At 66.0% G+C, this 19,022-nt stretch carries 17 protein-coding genes; 11 read left to right on the top strand and 6 right to left on the bottom strand.

All coding sequences use genetic code 11. From position 1 onward, the window contains the following. Positions 1-274: 274 nt before the first annotated feature. Positions 275-1,360 (bottom strand): DNA primase small subunit domain-containing protein, encoded by a 1,086-nt coding sequence (locus ABZW74_RS00565; RefSeq protein WP_355272840.1) that lies wholly within the window; start codon positions 1,358-1,360, stop codon positions 275-277. Position 1,361: 1 nt separating this feature from the next. Next, entirely contained in the window at positions 1,362-2,414 is a 1,053-nt protein-coding gene (locus tag ABZW74_RS00560; RefSeq protein ID WP_240856327.1) for an ATP-dependent DNA ligase, read from the bottom strand. Between the two features lie 221 nt (positions 2,415-2,635). Here ABZW74_RS00560 and gluQRS point away from each other — a divergent pair, with 221 nt between their 5' ends. After that, positions 2,636-3,547 (top strand): tRNA glutamyl-Q(34) synthetase GluQRS, encoded by a 912-nt coding sequence (gluQRS, locus tag ABZW74_RS00555; RefSeq protein WP_240856280.1) that lies wholly within the window; start codon positions 2,636-2,638, stop codon positions 3,545-3,547. A gap of 175 nt (positions 3,548-3,722) precedes the next feature. Here gluQRS and ABZW74_RS00550 read toward each other — a convergent pair whose 3' ends face one another. Next, a complete protein-coding gene (locus tag ABZW74_RS00550) occupies positions 3,723-4,736 on the bottom strand; it encodes a hemolysin family protein (protein ID WP_355272836.1) in 1,014 nt (337 codons plus the stop codon). Further along, a complete protein-coding gene (locus tag ABZW74_RS00545; protein WP_355272852.1) occupies positions 4,729-6,114 on the bottom strand; it encodes a hemolysin family protein in 1,386 nt (461 codons plus the stop codon). The genes ABZW74_RS00550 and ABZW74_RS00545 overlap by 8 nt, the downstream gene beginning before the upstream one ends. Before the next feature lie 286 nt (positions 6,115-6,400). On the opposite strand from ABZW74_RS00545, the gene ABZW74_RS00540 reads away from it, so the two are divergent. Continuing rightward, complete coding sequence (locus ABZW74_RS00540) at positions 6,401-7,780, top strand: DUF1254 domain-containing protein (protein WP_355272833.1); 1,380 nt, start codon at positions 6,401-6,403, stop codon at positions 7,778-7,780. A gap of 8 nt (positions 7,781-7,788) precedes the next feature. Here the strand turns inward: ABZW74_RS00540 and tgt are convergent, their stop codons facing one another. Continuing rightward, positions 7,789-9,039, bottom strand: a complete 1,251-nt coding sequence (gene tgt, locus ABZW74_RS00535) for a tRNA guanosine(34) transglycosylase Tgt (protein WP_355272830.1) — start codon at positions 9,037-9,039, stop codon at positions 7,789-7,791. A 90-nt stretch (positions 9,040-9,129) separates the two neighbouring features. Here tgt and ABZW74_RS00530 point away from each other — a divergent pair, with 90 nt between their 5' ends. Continuing rightward, positions 9,130-9,570 carry a hypothetical protein gene (locus ABZW74_RS00530; protein ID WP_355272827.1) on the top strand — a complete coding sequence of 147 codons (441 nt, stop codon included), beginning with the start codon at positions 9,130-9,132 and terminating at the stop codon, positions 9,568-9,570. 39 nt (positions 9,571-9,609) lie between these two features. Beyond that, complete coding sequence (locus tag ABZW74_RS00525) at positions 9,610-10,392, top strand: MerR family transcriptional regulator (protein ID WP_355272824.1); 783 nt, start codon at positions 9,610-9,612, stop codon at positions 10,390-10,392. A gap of 52 nt (positions 10,393-10,444) precedes the next feature. Here the strand turns inward: ABZW74_RS00525 and murF are convergent, their stop codons facing one another. After that, a complete protein-coding gene (murF, locus tag ABZW74_RS00520) occupies positions 10,445-11,767 on the bottom strand; it encodes a UDP-N-acetylmuramoyl-tripeptide--D-alanyl-D-alanine ligase (protein WP_240856286.1) in 1,323 nt (440 codons plus the stop codon). A gap of 65 nt (positions 11,768-11,832) precedes the next feature. Here murF and ABZW74_RS00515 point away from each other — a divergent pair, with 65 nt between their 5' ends. From ABZW74_RS00515 to nuoF, 7 genes are all read left to right on the top strand, one after another. Continuing rightward, a complete protein-coding gene (locus tag ABZW74_RS00515) occupies positions 11,833-12,909 on the top strand; it encodes a D-alanine--D-alanine ligase family protein (RefSeq protein WP_240856287.1) in 1,077 nt (358 codons plus the stop codon). Between the two features lie 72 nt (positions 12,910-12,981). Beyond that, positions 12,982-13,398 (top strand): hypothetical protein, encoded by a 417-nt coding sequence (locus tag ABZW74_RS00510; RefSeq protein ID WP_240856288.1) that lies wholly within the window; start codon positions 12,982-12,984, stop codon positions 13,396-13,398. Positions 13,399-13,551: 153 nt separating this feature from the next. Further along, positions 13,552-13,959, top strand: coding sequence for an NADH-quinone oxidoreductase subunit A (locus ABZW74_RS00505; RefSeq protein WP_240856289.1), 408 nt, complete (start codon positions 13,552-13,554; stop codon positions 13,957-13,959). A gap of 40 nt (positions 13,960-13,999) precedes the next feature. Further along, positions 14,000-14,554, top strand: coding sequence for an NADH-quinone oxidoreductase subunit B (locus tag ABZW74_RS00500; RefSeq protein ID WP_240856290.1), 555 nt, complete (start codon positions 14,000-14,002; stop codon positions 14,552-14,554). Beyond that, positions 14,551-15,225, top strand: a complete 675-nt coding sequence (locus ABZW74_RS00495; RefSeq protein ID WP_355272819.1) for an NADH-quinone oxidoreductase subunit C — start codon at positions 14,551-14,553, stop codon at positions 15,223-15,225. Before ABZW74_RS00500 ends, ABZW74_RS00495 begins: the two co-directional genes overlap by 4 nt. After that, positions 15,225-16,568 (top strand): NADH dehydrogenase (quinone) subunit D, encoded by a 1,344-nt coding sequence (nuoD, locus tag ABZW74_RS00490; protein WP_240856292.1) that lies wholly within the window; start codon positions 15,225-15,227, stop codon positions 16,566-16,568. Before ABZW74_RS00495 ends, nuoD begins: the two co-directional genes overlap by 1 nt. Further along, the gene (gene nuoF / locus ABZW74_RS00485; protein WP_240856293.1) at positions 16,565-18,778 is read left to right on the top strand and encodes an NADH-quinone oxidoreductase subunit NuoF; all 2,214 of its coding nucleotides are present in this window, start codon (positions 16,565-16,567) and stop codon (positions 18,776-18,778) included. The genes nuoD and nuoF overlap by 4 nt, the downstream gene beginning before the upstream one ends. Positions 18,779-19,022 lie beyond the last annotated feature (244 nt).

The raw sequence follows: 19,022 nt of genomic DNA, 5'->3' as shown, positions 1-19,022 counted from the left end.
AGGGGCAGAAAGTAGGGGAAGAACCTTCCCCTACTTTCAGTGGTCCGGCGCCTCGCTGACGTGGCCCGTTCGCCTGCCCTTCGAGGCATCCCTCGCCTGGCGCCTCGGGCACCTCAGAGCGGTGGGGTGGTGGACGCTTGTGTGCAGGTCAGAGCGCTAGTCACCGAACTCTTCGGGTCAAGACGCACGGTAAGCGGTTTTCGAAGCCCAGTCAGCGGTTTTCGACGCCCAGTCAGCGGTTTTCGACGCACGGTCAACGGATTGGGACGCACGGTCAGGTGCCCTCGATGCGGTTGCCCTTCTCGTCCCAGTGGTCGGCGACCTTCTTGCTCGGCTGTACCCGTGGCGGTTCGCCGGGCATCTTCGGGTAGCTCGGCGGATAGGGCATGTCGCCCAAGCCGTTCGCGTCGTCGGCTGCCACCATCTCGAGTAGTGGTTCCAGGCCTCGGCGGTGGCCGGCGATGTCGGCCCACGGGTCGCCGCGGTCGGCAACGAGCTTGGGGACGGTGGCCATCGTGCAGTCTTCCGGATCGACGTCGGCAAGCTCTGCCCACGTCACCGGCGTCGACACCCGGCCGGTCGGACTGCGCCGCACCGAGTAAGGCGAGGCCATCGTCCGGTCGCGGGCGTTCTGGTTGAAGTCGATGAAGATACGCTCGCCGCGCTCTTCCTTCCACCACGACGTAGTCACCGAATCCGGTTGTCGACGTTCGAGTTCGCGGGCCAATGCGATCACCGCACGGCGGGTCGCGATGAAATCCCACTTGGGTTCGATCGGCACGTACACGTGTACGCCACGGCCGCCGGAGGTCTTTGGATAGCCCGTGTAGCCCAACTCCTCCAGGAGCGGCCGCAGTCCGTCGATCGCGACGCGGCGCACATCGTCGAAGGTGGTGCCGGGTTGCGGGTCGAGGTCGATGCGCAGCTGGTCGGGATGATCGTTGTCGCCGTCCAGCGTGGGCCACGAATGAAACGTCACGGTTCCGAGATTGGCGGCCCAGACGATGTCGGCGGGGATGGTCGGACGGATCGCATCCCCGGTACGCCTGGAGGGAAAGACAATTCGAGTGGACTGCACATGCTCGGGCCGCTTCTTGGCGATGTGCTTCTGATAGATCTCCTCCCCGTCGACGCCGTCGGGGAAACGCTGCAGGAATGTCGGGCGATCCCGGAGTGCCCGCATGATCGGGCCGTACTCCGGCGCCCCATCGCCGAGCGCCATGCTTCGGTAATATCCGACGAGATCCCGTTTGCGGCCACCGTTCTCACCGAGTTCGGGGAAGTAGATCTTGTCGGGGTTGCTGAGTCGCACCGCGACACCGTCGACGTCGAGTTCCTCTGCGGGAGAACGGGATGCCATCTCAAGACCCTTCCAGGACGTCGTGTAGGTCGTAGGTGAGCGGCACCTCGAGCTGGTCGTAGCCACAGCTCTCCGGTTCCCGGTCGGGTCGCCACCGCAGGAACTTCACCGTGTGCCGGAACCGGTGGTTCTCCATCTGGTCGTAGGCGAACTCCGCCACCAGTTCTGGCCGGATCGGTATCCACTCCCCCGACTTCTCCGAGCGCCATCGCGTGGGTTCACCCAGCGACGGCTTGTCCGGGTCCTTGCGCATCGGCTCGAACATCTCCTGCAGCTCAATGCGTTTGGCGTCGGAGAAGGCACCCGCGCCGCCGACCATGTGCAGGTCGCCGTCGTCGGTGTAGAGACCGAGCAGCATTGATCCGAGACCAGTTCCGCTCTTGTGTACGCGGTAGCCGATGATCACACAGTCCGCGGTCCGCTTGTGCTTGACCTTGACCATTTCCCGCTTGTTCTGCAGATATCGACCGTCGAGCCGTTTGCCGACCACGCCGTCGAGCCCGGCACCCTCGAACGCCGAGAACCAGTCCTGCGCGACGGTAGGGTCGGTCGTCACCCGACTGACGTGGAACCGCCGATCACGGCCGGGTTCGACGACCGCGCGCAGCAGCGCCTCGCGTCGGACCTCGAAGGGTTCGTCCATCAGACTCGCCGATTCCAGCGCGAGAGCATCAAAGCCGATGAAGATGGCCGGCGTGGTTTCGGCCAGCATGTTCACCCGCGAGGCAGCCGGATGAATGCGTTGAGCCAGCGTGTCCCAATCCAGACGGTGGGTGTCGCCGGTGAGCGCGGGAACGCCGATCTCCCCGTCGAGCACCACCTTGTCGGGCAGTTCTTCGCGGGCCGCCGCGACGATCTCCGGGAAGTAGCGGGCCAGATCCTTACCGCCCCGCGATCCGATGCTCACCTCGTCGCCATCGCGAAAGATCAAAGCCCGAAAGCCATCCCATTTGGGTTCGTACGACCAGACGGGCGCGCCATCGGGTTGATCGGGAACCGCTGTGACCGCCTTCGCCAGCATCGGCGCGACCGGCGGCATGACCGGGAGATCCATGGGTGCCATCGTTCCTCACTCGTCGAACAAACCGCAACGGCGCGGCGGGTCGCCAAGACAGACCGGGCTGCGCGGCGGATCTCATCGCTGCGGTGACTTCTCCCGTCGCTTCGCTCGCCCCGACTTCCCCCGTCGCTTCGCTCGCCCCGACTTCCCCCGTCGCTTCGCTCGCCCCGACTTCCCCCGTCGCTTCGCTCGCCCCGACGGTAATCTCGTCGTCGATGCCTGACCCCAACGCCGGACGCTTTGCGCCGTCTCCTTCGGGAGATCTCCACGTCGGCAATCTCCGCACGGCGTTGCTCGCGTGGCTGTTCGCGCGCACCAGCGGACGGCGTTTCCTCCTGCGAATGGAAAACCTGGATCGTAGCGCTGCCGGTTCGGATCAACGCCAGATCGCCGACCTGACCTCGATGGGGATCGACTGGGAGCCGCCGGTCATCTATCAAACCGACCGCCTGGCGACGTATCGAGCGGTGATCGACCGCCTGCAGGCACAAAGCCGCACCTTCGAGTGCTACTGCACGCGACGCGAGATCCTCGAGGCGCCCTCCGCGCCGCACGCACCGCAGGGTGCCTACCCGGGTACCTGTCGCGACCTCACCGAGGCACAGAGGGCTGATCGTCGCTCCTCCGGACGTCCGCCCGCAATCCGAATACGTTCCGAGGTAACGCATTTCACGGTCGACGATATGCTGCACGGAACGTATGAGGGAGTGGTCGACGACTTCGTGGTGCAACGCAACGACGGGACCCCCGCCTACAACCTCGCAGTCGTCGTCGACGACGCCGCACAGGGAGTCGACCAAGTGGTCCGCGGCGACGACCTGCTCTCGTCGGCGCCGCGTCAGGCGTATCTGGCGACGCTGCTCGGCGCGACCCCGCCGACCTACGCACACGTCCCGATGGTGCTCAACGCCGAGCATGTTCGGCTGAGCAAACGCGACGGCGCCATCACGCTCCCCGACCTTGCCGACGCAGGCGTTCCGGTGGCGACCGTGCTCAGTCGGATCGCGTGCTCACTCGGTCTCGGTGGACGCGACGAGGCGGTCGGGGTGAACGTCCTGGCGCAGCGATTCGACCCTGAACGGCTACCCCGGGAGCCCTGGATTTTCACCGCCGACGAATGGGGCTGACGGCACCCACGCCCCCCGAGAACCGCCCCGCACTACCCCCCGCGACACGCCGCCAATACCGGCGTTTCGCCCGCAGCCGCACCTCGGAGGGTGGAAATCAGCGGCAGGTTTCCGGGGCGGATTCCAGGCCGATACAGCAACCTGCCTTCGGGTGCTCGTTGGTCAATACGACGCGTCAGTGCGCGGTCGAGAGCAGCCGCTGCAGCACGTCGTTGAGCGTGATCAGCCCGACCGCCCGGCCGTCATCGGTGACCAACGCGAGGTGAGTGCGGGTGCGACGCATGGTGGCGAGCGCGGCGTATACCGGTTCGTCGGACGGTACCGACAGGACCGGACGCATCAGTTCGGCGGCGCAGGCGTTGGACCGCAAGCTGTCACGCACGTGCACAACACCCTCGACCGACGCCCCAGCCTCCTTTGGCAGCACCAACAACCGCTGATGGCCCGACGTTCGTGCGGCGGTCTGGATCGCATCGGCGGTGGCGTCCGGGGTCACCGTGCCGACCAGCGCCGTGTTCTCCGACGCGACCACGTCGCCGACCGTCAGTGACTCGAGTTCCAGCGCACTCGTGAGGTGCGCGTGATACCGCTCGTCGAGCGTGCCGACCGTCGCGGAGTGTTCCACGAGATGCTTCAGAGCGTCGCTGTCCTGGCCGGTTGCGACCTGGTCGACCGGGTCCACGCCCACCTTGCGCAGGCACCAGTTGGCCAGGCGGTTGAGCTGCACGATCACCGGCCGCGTCACCCACATGAAGGCACGCATCGGCACGGCCAGCAAGATCGCCGAACGTTCCGGATGGGCGATCGCCCACGACTTGGGCGCCATCTCGCCGACCACGAGGTGTAAGAACGTGACGACGATCAGCGCCAGCACAAAGCCCGCGACATCGGCCAACCACAAGGGCGCGCCCCACCCGGAGATGGCGGGCGTGAGCCAGTGGTGCACAGCGGGTTTGGTGATCGCACCGAGCGCCAGCGTGCACAACGTGATGCCCAGCTGAGATCCGGCGAGCAGCACCGACAACTCGGAGGCACTCCGCAACGCCGCGCGAGCGCTCCGACTCGTCGACGCCGCATCCTCCAACCGGTGACGGCGGGCAGCGATCAGTGCGAACTCGACCGCCACGAAAAAGGCGCTTGCCGCGATCAACGCGACGGTGGCGACCAACACGACCCAGGGATTACTCATCGTCGGCCTCCGGTTGTGCCAGCAGCACCAGCGATGGCACGTGTCTGCGCACCTCGAGAACGGTCGCCACGATGTGTTCGTTCGGCGTGTTCTCGTCGTCGGCGAGGGCGGCGGCATCGGGAGCGAGTTCGATCGTCACCTGATCGCCGACTTTCGGCAGTCCCACAAAGGTCGCGATGACCAGACCGGAGACGGTTTCGTAGTCACCTTCTGGCAGGTCACGACCGATCGTCCGCGACACCTCGTCAAGGTGCGCGTCGCCACGGACGCGCCACCCGTCGTCGGCGCGTGCGATGGCATCTGACGACACGTCGTCGTGTTCGTCGTCGATCTCGCCGACAACTTCTTCGGCGATGTCCTCGGCGGTCACGATGCCGGCGAATCCGCCGTATTCGTCGATGACGACCGCCATTTCGTCGTCGGCAGCCGCGAGTTGTTCGAGAACCTCGGGCAGCGGCAGGGTCGACGGCACGACGACCGCGGCTCGGGACAGGTCGTCGGCGGTCGCATCTGGGTCCGATTGTGCGGGACGGTTTTTCACGGCATCCGACCACTCGAGCACGTCGTGCAGGTGCACGATGCCTCCGACCTCGTCACCGGTCTGGTCGATCACCGGGTAGCGCGTGTGCCCGGTGCTCATCGCCGCGATGACCTCCGACGCCGGCGTCGCGCCGTCGAGATGGTCGACGGCCGGGCGCGGGATCATGGCGTGTTCCGCGGTTCGGGTCGGGAAGTCGAGCACCCGATCCAGGAGGACCGACAGGTCGGCGGGCAGCTCACCCGCGTCGCGAGACTCGGCGACGATGTGCTCGAGGTCGCGCACCGACGCCGAATGCTCGACGTCGTGTACGGGTTCGATGCGCAGCGCGCGCAGGAGCAGATTCGACGACTTGTCGAAGAGCGCGATCAGCCAGCCGAACACGGCGAGATACGCGGTTGTCGAGCGTGCGAGCCAGCGGGCGACCGGTTCGGGCCGGGCGATCGCGAGGTTCTTCGGGAACAGCTCACCGGCGACCATCTGGACGACGGTGGAGAACAGGAGGGCGATCACGGTGCCGATCGCGACACCGATACCGACTGGAATTCCCACGTCGCCGAGCAGGTCACCGACCCCGCTGCCGATGAGCGGCTCGGCCACGTAACCCACGAGAAGACCGGTGACGGTGATCCCCAATTGCGCGCCCGAGAGCATGAACGACGTTCGACGCGTGACCGACAGGGCACGGCGTGCGGCGGCGTCACCGGAGGCGGCACGCGCCTTGAGTCGCGACCGGTCGACCGCCATGTAGGCGAATTCCTGGGCCACAAAATAGCCGGTCAGCGCGGTGATCGCGGCGACCACGAGGATGCCGATGAAGATTCCGAGCAGGGTCAGCAGCATGATGCCGCCCAGTCACCAGAAGAGGTAGATCGTCGTCGTCGGCGTTTTCGGCGCTTGGCGCGTCGTCTCATCGCTGCTTTCGTAAAGAGATGGTCAAGAGAATTCCAGGGTGCCTGAAGAACGAGCACCTTCGCAAACTCAACGACTTTTGGGCGACGAGAGTTCCTGGCCACAATGACCAGTCCCGCGGCCAACGGACAAACTGCCCCGTCGCTTCGCTCGCCCCGATGCCGATAGAGTTCGCGTTCACAACCGCACGTACACACCTGACAGGGAGAACCCGATGAGACGACCACGGATTCGGGTGCGAGCGGCGACCATCCTCGTCACCGCTCTGCTGGCCGGAGTCGGCACGATGTCGGTACCAACGCCGGCCCAGGCAGCGCCCGCCGCGTCGGCGGCCCAGGCAGCGACCAACGGCTACATCTACGGCGTGGCTCCCGTCGCCGTCGTGCGAACCCGATCCACCCTGCTGTGCAACCGCGCCCCGAACACGCTGATCAACCTCCCGATCACCGCCAACCCGTTGATCCGGCAGATCGTCGCACCGAACTCGGACACGCTGTACAGCAACGCTTTTCTCGATCTCCGCCGCGGCCCGGTGACCCTGAGCCATCCCGCGTCCCACGGGCGCTACGTCGTTCTGCAGTTCTTGGACATGTACACCAACGTCATCGGCAACGTCGGCAGCCGGACCGCCGGTTTCGGTCCGACGTCGGTGACCGTCGTTCCACCGGGCTATCGCGGGCCGATACCTGCGGGCTCACGACGTCTGTCGTCGACGACGTGGGATGTGTGGATGCTCGGCCGGATACTCGCGACCGGCAACCAGCGTCCGCTCGCCCAGGTGTTGCAGGCCCAGACCCGGCTGAGCGTCGGGAAGCGAATCGGCTATCCGGCAGCGGTGCCACCGCGTCTGAAGACCCCGACCTGCACCGGACGTTCTCCCCAGAAGCTCAACGCGAACGGCACGGTGTTCTTCGACGAACTCGCCGATGTGCTTGCCTCGAACCCGCCGCCGGCGGCCGATCGAGCGGCGGTGGCGTCGTTGGCCAGCGTCGGCGTGCGGCCGGGCGCCCGGCCGAGTGCCGGACCACACGCCGACGCTCTCGCGGCAGGCATGGCAGCGGGCACCCGAGCCGTCGACGACGCGGTGGGCAACGACCTCATTCACCGCGGCGCGTGGACGACGCTGGCGACAGCCGGCCATTTCGGGACCGACTTCTCGACGCGCGCTGCCGTCGCCCGGTGGGCGCTGGCCGCCAACGAGGAGATCGAGTCGAGGTACTTCCTGAGCGCGACCGACAGCACGGGCGCCGCGCTCACCGGGTCGAAGCGGTATGTCATCCACCTACCCGCCCGCAGTCCGCTGGTCCCCGTCGATCCAGGCCGTGGCGGATGGTGGTCGGTCACGATGTACGACACGTCAAACTTCTTGGTACCCAACCTGATCGGGCGCTACTCATTGGGCAGCAACCCGGCCGCGCTGACCCGCAACCGCGACGGATCTGTCGACATCGTGTTGTCGTCGACGGCGCCGCGCGACGTGCGGATGTTCCCGAACTGGCTGCCCGCACCGAGGGGCGGATTCCGGCTCATCGTCCGGCAGTACGTGCCGACCGATCTGCAGTGGTTCCCGCCATCACCGAAACCGGTGGGGTAAACGGGAACTCAGCGCGACCCGGCGTAGTACCGCCCAAGGAACTCGTCGCGATACTCGAAGAACCGGCCGTCGACGATGGCTTGCCGTGCTCCGTCGACGAGTTGGACGACGAACGACACGTTGTGCAGTGTCGCCAGCGTCGCGGCGAGTCCTTCTTTCGCCTTGAACAGGTGATGCAGGTACGCGCGGCTGTATTGCGATGTGTAGTTGTCGATCTCGGGGTCGAGTGGCCGAAAGTCGCTGCGGTAGCGAGCATTGGTGATGTTGTACCGACCGTCGAGCGAGTAGATGGCTCCATTGCGGGCGACGCGCGTCGGCGAGACGCAGTCGAAGGTGTCGGCGCCGTTCTCGATGGCGGTGAAGATGTCGTCGGGTTCGCTGATGCCGAGCAGATGCTTCGGCGACTCCTCGGGCAGTTCCTCGTTGACCCAGCCGACGATGGTTCCGAGGTCGTCCTTGGTGAGCGCGCCCCCGATGCCGTAGCCACCGAATCCGCGTCCGCCTTCAGCCTGATCGCGTCGGCTCATCTCGACGAGGTCGCGGGCCGCCTTGCGGCGCAGGTCCTCGTACTGCGCACCCTGAACAACGGCCCACAGCGACTGCAGCGGGCGATGCGAACGCGCCGCGGTCAGCCGATTGTGTTCGGCGAGACAGCGAATCGCCCACAACCGGGTTCGCTCCAACGAATTCTCCTGGTACTCACGAGTGTTCATCAGTGTGGTCAGCTCGTCGAACGCGAAGATGATGTCGGCACCGAGCTGATGCTGTATCTGCATCGACACCTCGGGCGTCAACCGGTGCGCCGAACCGTCGAGATGCGACTTGAAGGTCACACCGTCGTCGTCGACCCGGGACAGACGCTCTTTTCCGTTGGCGGTCAGGTCGTCGTCGGGAGTGTGGTCGGCGTCCATCGAGATGACCTTTTTGAATCCCACTCCCAGGGACATCACCTGAAATCCACCACTGTCGGTGTAGGTGGGACCCGGCCAGTTCATGAACGCGCCGAGTCCGCCGGCCTCGTCGATGATCTCCGGTCCCGGTTGCAGATACAGGTGGTAGGCGTTGGCCAACACGGCTTGCGCACCGAGAGCGGCCACCGACTCCGGCAGCACGGTCTTGACCGTCGCCTTGGTCCCGACCGGCACGAATGCGGGAGTGTGGATCTCGCCGTGCGGGGTGCTGATCACCCCGGTGCGGCCCAAGGAATCGGGCAGCCGGGTACCGAGGGTGAATCCATGGTCTGCCGGGGTCGTGCTCATCGGTGCATCTTCGCAGGTCCACTCCATCAGGCCCAAAACGGCGACCCGGAGAAGGACACGTGCGATGCCGGGTTCGCTACGGTGAAACACATGTTGCTTTCCCGAAATCGGATCCTGCCCGTCGGCGTGCTCGGCGCCGGTGCCCTGAGCCTCGCCCTGCTCGGTTGCGGCTCCGAACAGGAGGTCGCAAGTTCGACGACCGCGTCCGAGCCACCCGCCCTGTCGTCGAGCGCACCCGTGGTCGGAGGTCCTCGTCCGGCCTCGTCGGCCGCAGAGTCGTCGGCATCGAAGCCGGGCGGTGCCGCCCAGGAGTGCGGCAAGATTCCGGGTCCCGACGGATCGCTGCGCATTCTTGTCCTCGCCGGCAACGTCAACTGTGACACCGCAAAGCAACTGGCCACCGACTACGGGCCGAAGATCGCCACCGGTGAGCAGCAGACCGTGAACGGCTGGACATGCGGGCCGTCGGAGATCGAGGGCATGCTGGCCGCCTGCGTGCGCGGAAACGACGCGGTCGGCTTCACGCCCTAGCTTGACCCTGACGCGACGTGAGGCCCGACAGTGTCTGATGTGAGCGATGGAAAGCAGATACGCGACCTCACCGTCGGTGGGGTCTCCGGTCTGGTCGGCGTGAGTGTGCGCACCCTGCACCACTACGACCGCATCGGATTGGTGACACCGTCGGGCCGGACGCCCGCGGGCTACCGCGTCTACGACGACGCCGACATCGAGCGTCTCCACCAGGTACTGACCTACCGGGAGCTGGGCTTTCCGCTCGAGCAGATCGCGACCCTGCTCGACGATCCGGACACCGACATGCTCACTCGCCTGGGAGACCAGCGTGATCAACTCCGTGCCCGGATCGATCGCCTGCACCGGATGGTCGCCGCTGTGGAGGAACTCATGAATGCGAAGAAGACCGGAATCCAGTTGACCGCTGCCGAGCAGGCCGAGATCTTCGGCGACGACTGGCTCGGCGACGAGTACGCCGCCGAGGCGGAGGAACGCTGGGGCGACACCGACGCCTGGAAGCAGAGCAGGCAGCGCACGTCGTCGTTCACCAAGGACGATTGGCAGCAGATCAAGGCCGACACCGACGCCTTCGAGGCGCGGGTCGCCGACGCCATGCGACGCGGCGTCGACCCGGGCACCGACGAGGCGAATGCGCTGGCCGAAGCGCATCGCGCGTCGATCGAGCGGTTCTACGACTGCAGCCGCGAGATGCAGGTGTGCCTGGCCGACATGTACGTCGCCGACCCGCGGTTCACCGAGCACTACGACGCGGTAGCCCCCGGCCTCGCGAACTACCTGCGCGAGGTGATCGTCGCCAACGCCGCGTTTGATGCTGGTTGATGCCCTAGATCCGAGTCACTCTGCGGCGTAGATCTACGGCACCGATTGGCCGTCAGTCCAGCAACGCCTGCGCGACGCGTTCGAGTGCCGCGACGCGACTGCCCTTGACGAGCACCGCGTCGCCGGCCTCGAGCCGGGAAAGCTCTGCGACCGCGGCCTCGACGTCGGGCACGTGCCGGACGTCGGGACCGTAGGACGGCTCGCCGACCGCGATCACCTCGACACCGAGTTCGCGTGCCTGCAGTGCGATCGCCTCGTGTTGGGATGCGGAGTCGTCGCCGAGTTCGGCCATCGTGCCGAGCACCGCCACCCGCCGGCGAACGTCGAGCGCGACGAGCGACCGCAACGCCGCCACCATCGACGTCGGGTTGGCGTTGTAGGCATCGTTGAGGATCGTCACGCCACCGTCGGTGGTCACCAGTTCCATCCGCAACCCAGACAACGCGGCGCCGAACAGGCCGTCGGCCATTGCGTCGACCGGCACGCCCAGCCATCCGGCTGCAGCGACGGCGGCGAGCGCGTTGGGAACCTGGTGTTCACCGCGCGCACCGAGTCGGATGTCGGACTCACCCCAGGGTGTGTGCAGGCGGAACGACGCCCGCAGCTCGTCGTCGAGCACGACGCCCGAGGCGTACACGTCGGCCGCGGCCGTCAGGCCGAAGGTCAGGACGGCGGCGTCGGTGCGGTCGGCCATTGCGGCGACATGCTTGTGGTCGGCGTTGAGCACCGCGAGGCCGGCGACCGGCAACGCCTCGACGAGTTCTCCCTTCGCCCGCGCAACGGACTCGATGTCGCCGAACAACTCCAGGTGCACACCTTCGACGCGGGTGATGATCCCGACGGTCGGACGGGCGATGCTGCACAGCAGGTCGATGTGCCCGATACCGCGGGCACCCATCTCGACGACCACCGCCTCGGTGTCGTCGGGCGCATTGGCCAGGGTCAGCGGGAGCCCCAGTTCGTTGTTGAACGACTTGGCGCTGGCTGTGGTCCGGAAGGTGGTCGACAGAACCCCGGCAAGCAGGTCTTTGGTGGAGGTCTTCCCCACCGAACCGGTCACCCCGACCACCCGCCCGGGGAGGCGGTCGCGCATTGCTCCACCGAGGTCGGCGAGCGCTGCAGCGGTGTCCTCCACGACGATGGCGGTCCGTGCTTCCGCTCCCGGCACCACACCGGCCGAACTCAGATATGCCACCGCGCCCGAGCCGATGGCCGACGGGACGAACTCGTGCCCGTCGCGCGCCGCGACAATCGGCACGAACAACTGCCCGCTGGTCACCGATCGTGAGTCGATGCTCACGCCGTCGATCTCGACGTCGTCGCCGACCATCCGTCCACCGACCGCTGCTGCGACCTCACTCGCCATGACATGCACGACGTTCACGCTATCGGAGGCGGCACGCCGAGAGCACGCCACGCCGGGGCCGTATCGTGACACCCATGTCCACTCCGTTGCTGCGCCTGGTCGTCCTCTTCGGTGGTGCGTCCGCCGAACACGACGTCTCGCGCGTCACCGCTGCGCACGTGCTCGGCGCCGCCGACCGCACCAAGTACGACCTGGTCCCGATCGGTATCGCCAAGGACGGGACTTGGCTGCGCAACGACAAGGCGGTGGCTGCACTCGCCGACGGAACGCCGCTGCCCGATGCCTTGGAGGTGGCCGGAACGGTCGTCGACCCGCTCACCGAACTACGTGGCCACGCCGATGCCTCGGTCACCGTCGTGCTCCCGCTGCTGCACGGACCGCACGGCGAGGACGGGACCATCCAGGGGATGCTCGAACTGTTCCGCCTGCCCTACGTTGGGGCCGGCGTGTTGTCGTCCGCGGTCTGCATGGACAAGGCGATGGCCAAGATCGTCGCCGAACAGGCCGGGATCCCGCAGTGCCGCTGGATCGAGTTCCGCGACGGCATCGACGACCCGAACACCATCACCACGCACGCAGTCGAGGAACTCGGCCTGCCGATCTTCGTGAAGCCCGCCAATCTGGGCTCGTCGGTCGGGATCAGCAAGGCTCACGACGAGAGCGAACTCGACGCTGCGATCAATCTCGCACTCCGCTACGACAACGTCGTCATCCTCGAAGAGTCGGTGACCGGCCGTGAGATCGAGGTGGCCGTCCTCGGTGACACCGCACCGGAGACATCGGTGCCGGGCGAAATCGAACCGGGCAGCGAATTCTATGACTACGAGGACAAATACATCACCGGCGCCGCAAAGCTGGTGATCCCGGCGCCGTTGTCTCCCGAAGCCGCACACGACGTGCAGCAGCTGGCGGCACGAATCTTCACCGCGATGCGCTGCACCGGGATGGCACGCGTCGACTTCTTCTACGAGGAGTCCGGACGCGGTTGGCTCCTCAACGAGGTGAACACCATCCCCGGCTTCACCCCCGGTTCGATGTACCCCAAACTGTGGGACGCGTCGGGCATCAACTATCCCGATCTGATCGACCAGCTGGTCACGCTCGCGCTCACCGTGCATCAACGCAAAGTCGGGTTCTCGACCGAGCACTGACGCCTTCGACTCGCCAAGGATCGCGATACTCGTTGGGAGCCATTCGCATCGACGTGTCGTAGCATCGACCGTGTGACCGACACCACGCCAACCCGGCCACTGCGTGTGCTGGTCTACTCCGACGACGCCGACACCCGCGCACAGGTCATCAACGCGCTCGGCACCCACCCCGACCCTGCGCTTCCCGAACTGAGCTTCATCGAGGTCGCGACGGCACCGATGGTGTTCTCCCAGCTCGACGCCGGCGTCATCGACGCCGTGATCGCCGACGGCGAGGCCACCCCCGCGGGCGGCATGGGCATCGCCAAGCAAATGAAAGACGAGCTCGACCCCTGTCCGCCGACGATGGTCCTGCTCGGCCGGGCCGACGACCGCTGGCTCGCCGACTGGTCACGCGCCGACGCATCGTCGACGCTGCCGGTCGACCCTATTGCGCTGCCAAATGCCTTTGTGCAAATGGTGAAGACCTCGAAGGTTGATCGCGGCTGAGAGGGCTCTCGACACGAGCCTCGCTTCGCTCGGTGTCGGCTCGACTTCGCGGGGCCGCGCGACATGTCGGTGAAAAGTCGCGTGCTAGGTCACACCGTCTGTAGGGTTGTGTTGTAGCTCACATCAGCCTTGGCTACGGGGAGGCTCCACCCTATGAACGCTTACGTCCCGATCATGGTGCTCGGGGCGATCGGTGCGGCCTTCGCGGTGTTCTCGGTGTTCATCGCGGTGGCGATCGGCCCAAAGCGGTACAACCGCGCCAAACTCGAACCGTACGAATGCGGTATCGAACCGGTGGAGCAGAGTCTCGTCTCCGGCGACGCGCGGCGACGCAACGCGGGAGCCGTAGTGGTCGGGCCGGTACATCGGGTGCCGGTCAAGTACTACCTGACCGCGATGTTGTTCATCATCTTCGACATCGAGATCGTCTTCCTCTACCCGTGGGCGGTCGCGTTCGACGCGTTGGGCTGGTTCGGGTTCCTGGCCATGACGCTGTTCATCGTCAATGTCTCCGTCGCCTACGCCTACGAGTGGCGACGCGGGGGACTGAGCTGGGACTAGGGGCACAACGCCGAGAACGATCACGCAGAGGAGGTTTGCGATGGGCCTGGAGGAACGACTCCCGAGCGGCTTTCTGCTGAGCACCGTGGAAGATCTCGCCGGTTTCATGCGGAAGGGGTCGCTGTGGCCGGCGACGTTCGGTCTCGCCTGCTGTGCCATCGAGATGATGGCCACGACGTCCGGCCGTTACGACCTCGCACGCTTTGGCATGGAGGCATTCCGTGCATCGCCCCGGCAGGCCGACCTGATGATCGTCGCCGGCCGCGTCAGCCAGAAGATGGCGCCGGTGCTGAGGCAGATCTACGACCAGATGGTCGAGCCCAAATGGGTTCTCGCCATGGGGGTTTGCGCATCGTCGGGTGGCATGTTCAACAACTATGCGATCGTGCAGGGCGTCGATCACGTGGTCCCCGTCGACATCTATCTGCCCGGCTGCCCGCCGCGGCCGGAGATGCTGCTCAACGCGATCCTCAAGCTGCACGAGAAGATTCAGGAGATGCCCCTCGGCGTCAATCGTGAGGAGGCCATCTGGGCGGCCGAGCGCGCCGCCCTGCAGGCCACCCCGACGATCGAGATGAAGGGGTTGCTGCGATGAGCCCCGATCGAGACGAGAACCCCGAGGTCATCGGCGTCCGACACGGGCTGTTCGGTGCGTTGGGCAGCGGCGACACGTCCGGCTACGGTGGCCTGGTCAGCCCGATCACACTTCCGGCCAACACTTCTCGGCCCTACGGCGACTACTTCGACGACATCGCCGACACCCTGGCGGCCGAACTGGGCGGGGGCTACGACGAAGCTGTCGAGAAGGTCGTGATCTTCCGCGACGAGATGACGATGTACGTCGTTCGGGACCACCTCCGGGAGGTCGCACTGACCCTGCGCAACCATGCCGATCTGCGGTTCGAGCTGTGCCTGGGCGTCAACGGCGTGCACTATCCCGACGACGCGGGACGTGAACTGCACGCCGTCTATCCGTTGGCGTCGATCACCCACAATCGGCGGCTCCGACTGGAAGTCGCTGCACCCGAAGCGGATCCGCACATCCCGAGCATCTGCGACATCTACCCCACCAACGACTGGCACGAACGCGAGACCTACGACTTCTTCGGCATCGTCTTCGACGGACACCGGGCGCTCACCCGAATCCAGATGCCCGACGACTGGCAAGGGCACCCGCAACGCAAGGACTATCCACTCGGCGGAGTTCCCGTGGAATACAAGGGAACCCGCGTGGCCCCGCCGGACCGACGGAGGGCCTACAACTGATGACCGACACCGACACAACCGAATCGGGCGCCGGGCCCACGGCAACCCGTACGTACACCGTCACCGGCCAGGACTGGGATGCCATCGTGTCCGACGTCGCGCACCGGGCCGAGCAGCAACCCGGCGACGAGCGCATCGTCGTGAACATGGGGCCGCAGCATCCGTCCACCCACGGCGTGCTGCGTCTCATCCTCGAGATCGAGGGCGAGACCGTCACCGAGGCTCGATGCGGAATCGGCTACCTGCACACCGGAATCGAGAAAAACCTCGAGTTCCGTAACTGGACGCAAGGCGTCACCTTCGTGACCCGCATGGATTATCTCTCGCCGTTCTTCAACGAGACCGCCTACTGCCTCGGAGTCGAACGACTCCTGGGCATCACCGACGACATCCCCGAACGCGCCACCGTGATTCGGGTGATGCTGATGGAACTCAACCGGATCACGTCGCACCTGGTTGCGCTGGCAACCGGTGGCATGGAACTCGGTGCGGTGACTGCAATGTTCCTCGGCTTCCGGGAACGCGAGATGATCCTCGACCTCTTCGAACTCATCACCGGGCTGCGCATGAACCATGCGTACATCCGGCCCGGCGGGGTTGCCCAGGACCTGCCGTCGAATGCCGTCGAGAAGGTCACCGAGGTGATCGGGCTGCTGCCCGGTCGGCTCGACGAACTCGGTGACCTGTTGAACGACAACTACATCTGGAAGGCCCGTACCCAGGGGGTCGGCTACCTCGACCTCACCGGATGCATGGCACTCGGCATCACCGGCCCGGTCCTGCGCTCGACCGGACTGCCCCACGACCTGCGGAAGTCGCAGCCGTACTGCGGCTATGAGAACTACGAGTTCGACGTCATCACCGAGGACACCTGCGACTCGTACGGCCGCTACCTGATTCGGGTGCGGGAGATGCGCGAATCGATCAAGATCGTCGAGCAGTGCCTGGAACGGCTGCAGCCGGGCCCCGTCATGGTCGCCGACCGAAAGATCGCGTGGCCCGCCGACCTGGCTCTCGGACCCGATGGGCTCGGGAACTCACCCGAGCACATCGCCAGGATCATGGGCACCTCGATGGAGGCGCTGATCCATCACTTCAAACTCGTCACCGAGGGTATGCGGGTACCTGCCGGCCAGTGCTATGTGGCGGTCGAGTCACCCCGCGGTGAACTGGGAGTGCACATGGTCTCCGACGGCGGCACACGACCCTACCGGGTGCACTATCGCGATCCGTCGTTCACGAATCTTCAAGCGGTGGCGGCGATGTGCGAGGGCGGCATGGTGGCTGACGTCATCACAGCGGTCGCCAGTATCGACCCGGTGATGGGAGGGGTGGATCGATGAGTGAGCCCGTATTCGTCGAACTGAGTGTGGATCCGCCCGTGGAAGGTCCCGGACCCACCCCCGTCGCCCCCGCGCCGACGATCACCTTCGACGGGCCGATCGAGTACCCGCCGGACGTCGTACGACGACTCGCCGCCGATGCCGCGCCGATCATCGCGCGGTATCCGAAGGCCCGCTCTGCCCTGCTACCCCTGCTGCACCTCGTGCAATCCGAAGACGGATTCATCACCCGCGCCGGTATCCGCTTCTGCGCAGATCAACTCGAACTCACTGCCGCACAAGTTGCTTCGGTAGCCACCTTCTACTCGATGTACCGCCGAAACCCGACCGGTGAATACCTGGTCGGCGTCTGCACCAACACCCTGTGTGCGACGCTCGGCGGGGACGAGATCCTCGACACGATCTGCGATCACCTCGGTATCGAACCCGGCGACACCAGTGCCGACGGCCGGATCACGATCGAACATGTCGAGTGCAACGCGGCCTGCGACTTCGCCCCCGTGGTGATGGTGAACTGGGAGTTCTTCGACAACCAAACCCCGGATTCCGCAGTCGAACTCGTCGAGGATCTCCGCGCAGGCGTCGAACTCGAACCCAGCCGCGGAACCGGCACTCTGTGCTCCTTCCGCACGACGGCGCGTATCCTGGCGGGACTCGATTCCCCAGCATCGGAAGCGCCGAGTTCCCAACCGCTCCCCCCACCGCTCCCCGAGCCACAAAGCCCCCCACCGCTCCCTGAGGTGCGAGGAGCGCCAGCGACGAGCCTCGAAGGGCCTGGTGAGGTGTCGTCGCCAGCCCTTCGAGGCTCGCAGGCTCGCACCTCAGGGAGCGGAGGGGGGAGCGATGGGGAGAGCGGGCAGGAAGCAAGCGGTGGGGAGAGCGTCGAGGTGAGCGCGGGCGAGGTGTCGGTCCTGAGCCGCCACTGGTCCGAGCCGCGGTCGTGGACTCTCGAGAACTATCAGCGCCACAACGGTTATGACGCCCTGCGCACCGCCCTGGCGACACCGCCCGACGACATCATCGAGACCATCAAGTCCTCCGGATTGCGCGGCCGCGGCGGGGCCGGGTTCCCGGTGGGGATGAAGTGGTCGTTCATTCCCCAAAAGGATTCAACCGAGTCAGACGATGCGGACGCCCCTCCGCACTATCTGGTCGTCAACGCCGACGAATCCGAGCCGGGCACGTGCAAGGACATGCCACTGATGCTGGCGACGCCCCATGCCCTCGTCGAGGGTGTGATCATCGCCGCCTACGCGATCCGCGCGCATCATGCTTTCATCTACGTGCGCGGCGAGGTCACCTCGGTGATCCGGCGTCTGCGCACCGCCGTCGACGAGGCGTATGCCGCAGGCTATCTGGGCTCCGGCATCCTCGGCTCCGGGTTCGATCTCGAGCTCGTCGTGCATGCGGGCGCGGGCGCCTACATCTGCGGCGAGGAGACCGCACTCCTCGATTCGCTGGAGGGACGGCGTGGGCAGCCGCGTCTGCGCCCGCCGTTTCCCGCCGTCGCCGGGCTCTACGCCAGCCCGACGGTGGTGAACAACGTCGAGTCCATCGCCAGTGTGCCGCCGATCATCCGCAACGGCGTCGAATGGTTCCGCACCATGGGCACCGAGAAGTCCCCCGGCTTCACGCTGTATTCGCTGTCCGGGCATGTGACTCGGCCCGGCCAGTACGAGGCAGCTCTCGGGATCACGTTGCGGGAGTTGCTCGATCGGGCCGGCGGCGTGCGGGAGGGCCATCAACTCAAGTTCTGGACGCCCGGCGGGTCGTCGACCCCACTACTGACGCCCGAGCATCTCGACGTCCCGCTCGACTACGAGGGAGTCGGTGCCGCCGGATCGATGCTGGGCACCAAGGCATTACAGATCTTCGACGAGACCACCTGCGTGGTCGGGGCAGTGCTGCGGTGGACGCAGTTCTACGCACACGAGTCCTGCGGCAAATGCACACCCTGCCGCGAGGGCACGTACTGGCTGGTGCAGCTTCTCAAGCGGCTCGAGACCGAAGGCGGCACCGCAACCGACCTCGACACCCTGTCCGATGTCACCAACAGCATCGTCGGCAAGTCATTCTGCGCGCTCGGCGACGGCGCGGGGAGCCCGATCGTCTCCTCTCTCAAGTACTTCCGCGACGAGTACATCGCCCACCTCGACCACGGTTGTCCCTTTGACCATTCACAGTCCACCGTGTTCGGGGGTGCGTCGTGATTGCCGTCGACCTCACGCCGTGGCGGCTCACCGTCGCACAAAAAGTAGGGGAAGAAACTCCTCCCCTACTCTTGGTGTCTTCCCCGCGAAATCTTGCGGGGAAGACACCAAACCCCGGGGAAGAGTTTCTTCCCCTACTTTTTGTGGGCGAGCGGGGACCGCGCCTTGCGCGGAAAGCTGTACCTCCCAGCTCGACGAACTGCACTATGCGCTTGGCTGGGCTGCCACGTACAGATTTCGGCGG

Source organism: Gordonia sp. NPDC003585, assembly GCF_040610755.1.
In the GTDB taxonomy this organism is placed as follows: domain Bacteria; phylum Actinomycetota; class Actinomycetes; order Mycobacteriales; family Mycobacteriaceae; genus Gordonia.
Note: the sequence above shows the minus strand (reverse complement) of the source record. Positions and strands in the feature narration are given on the sequence as shown.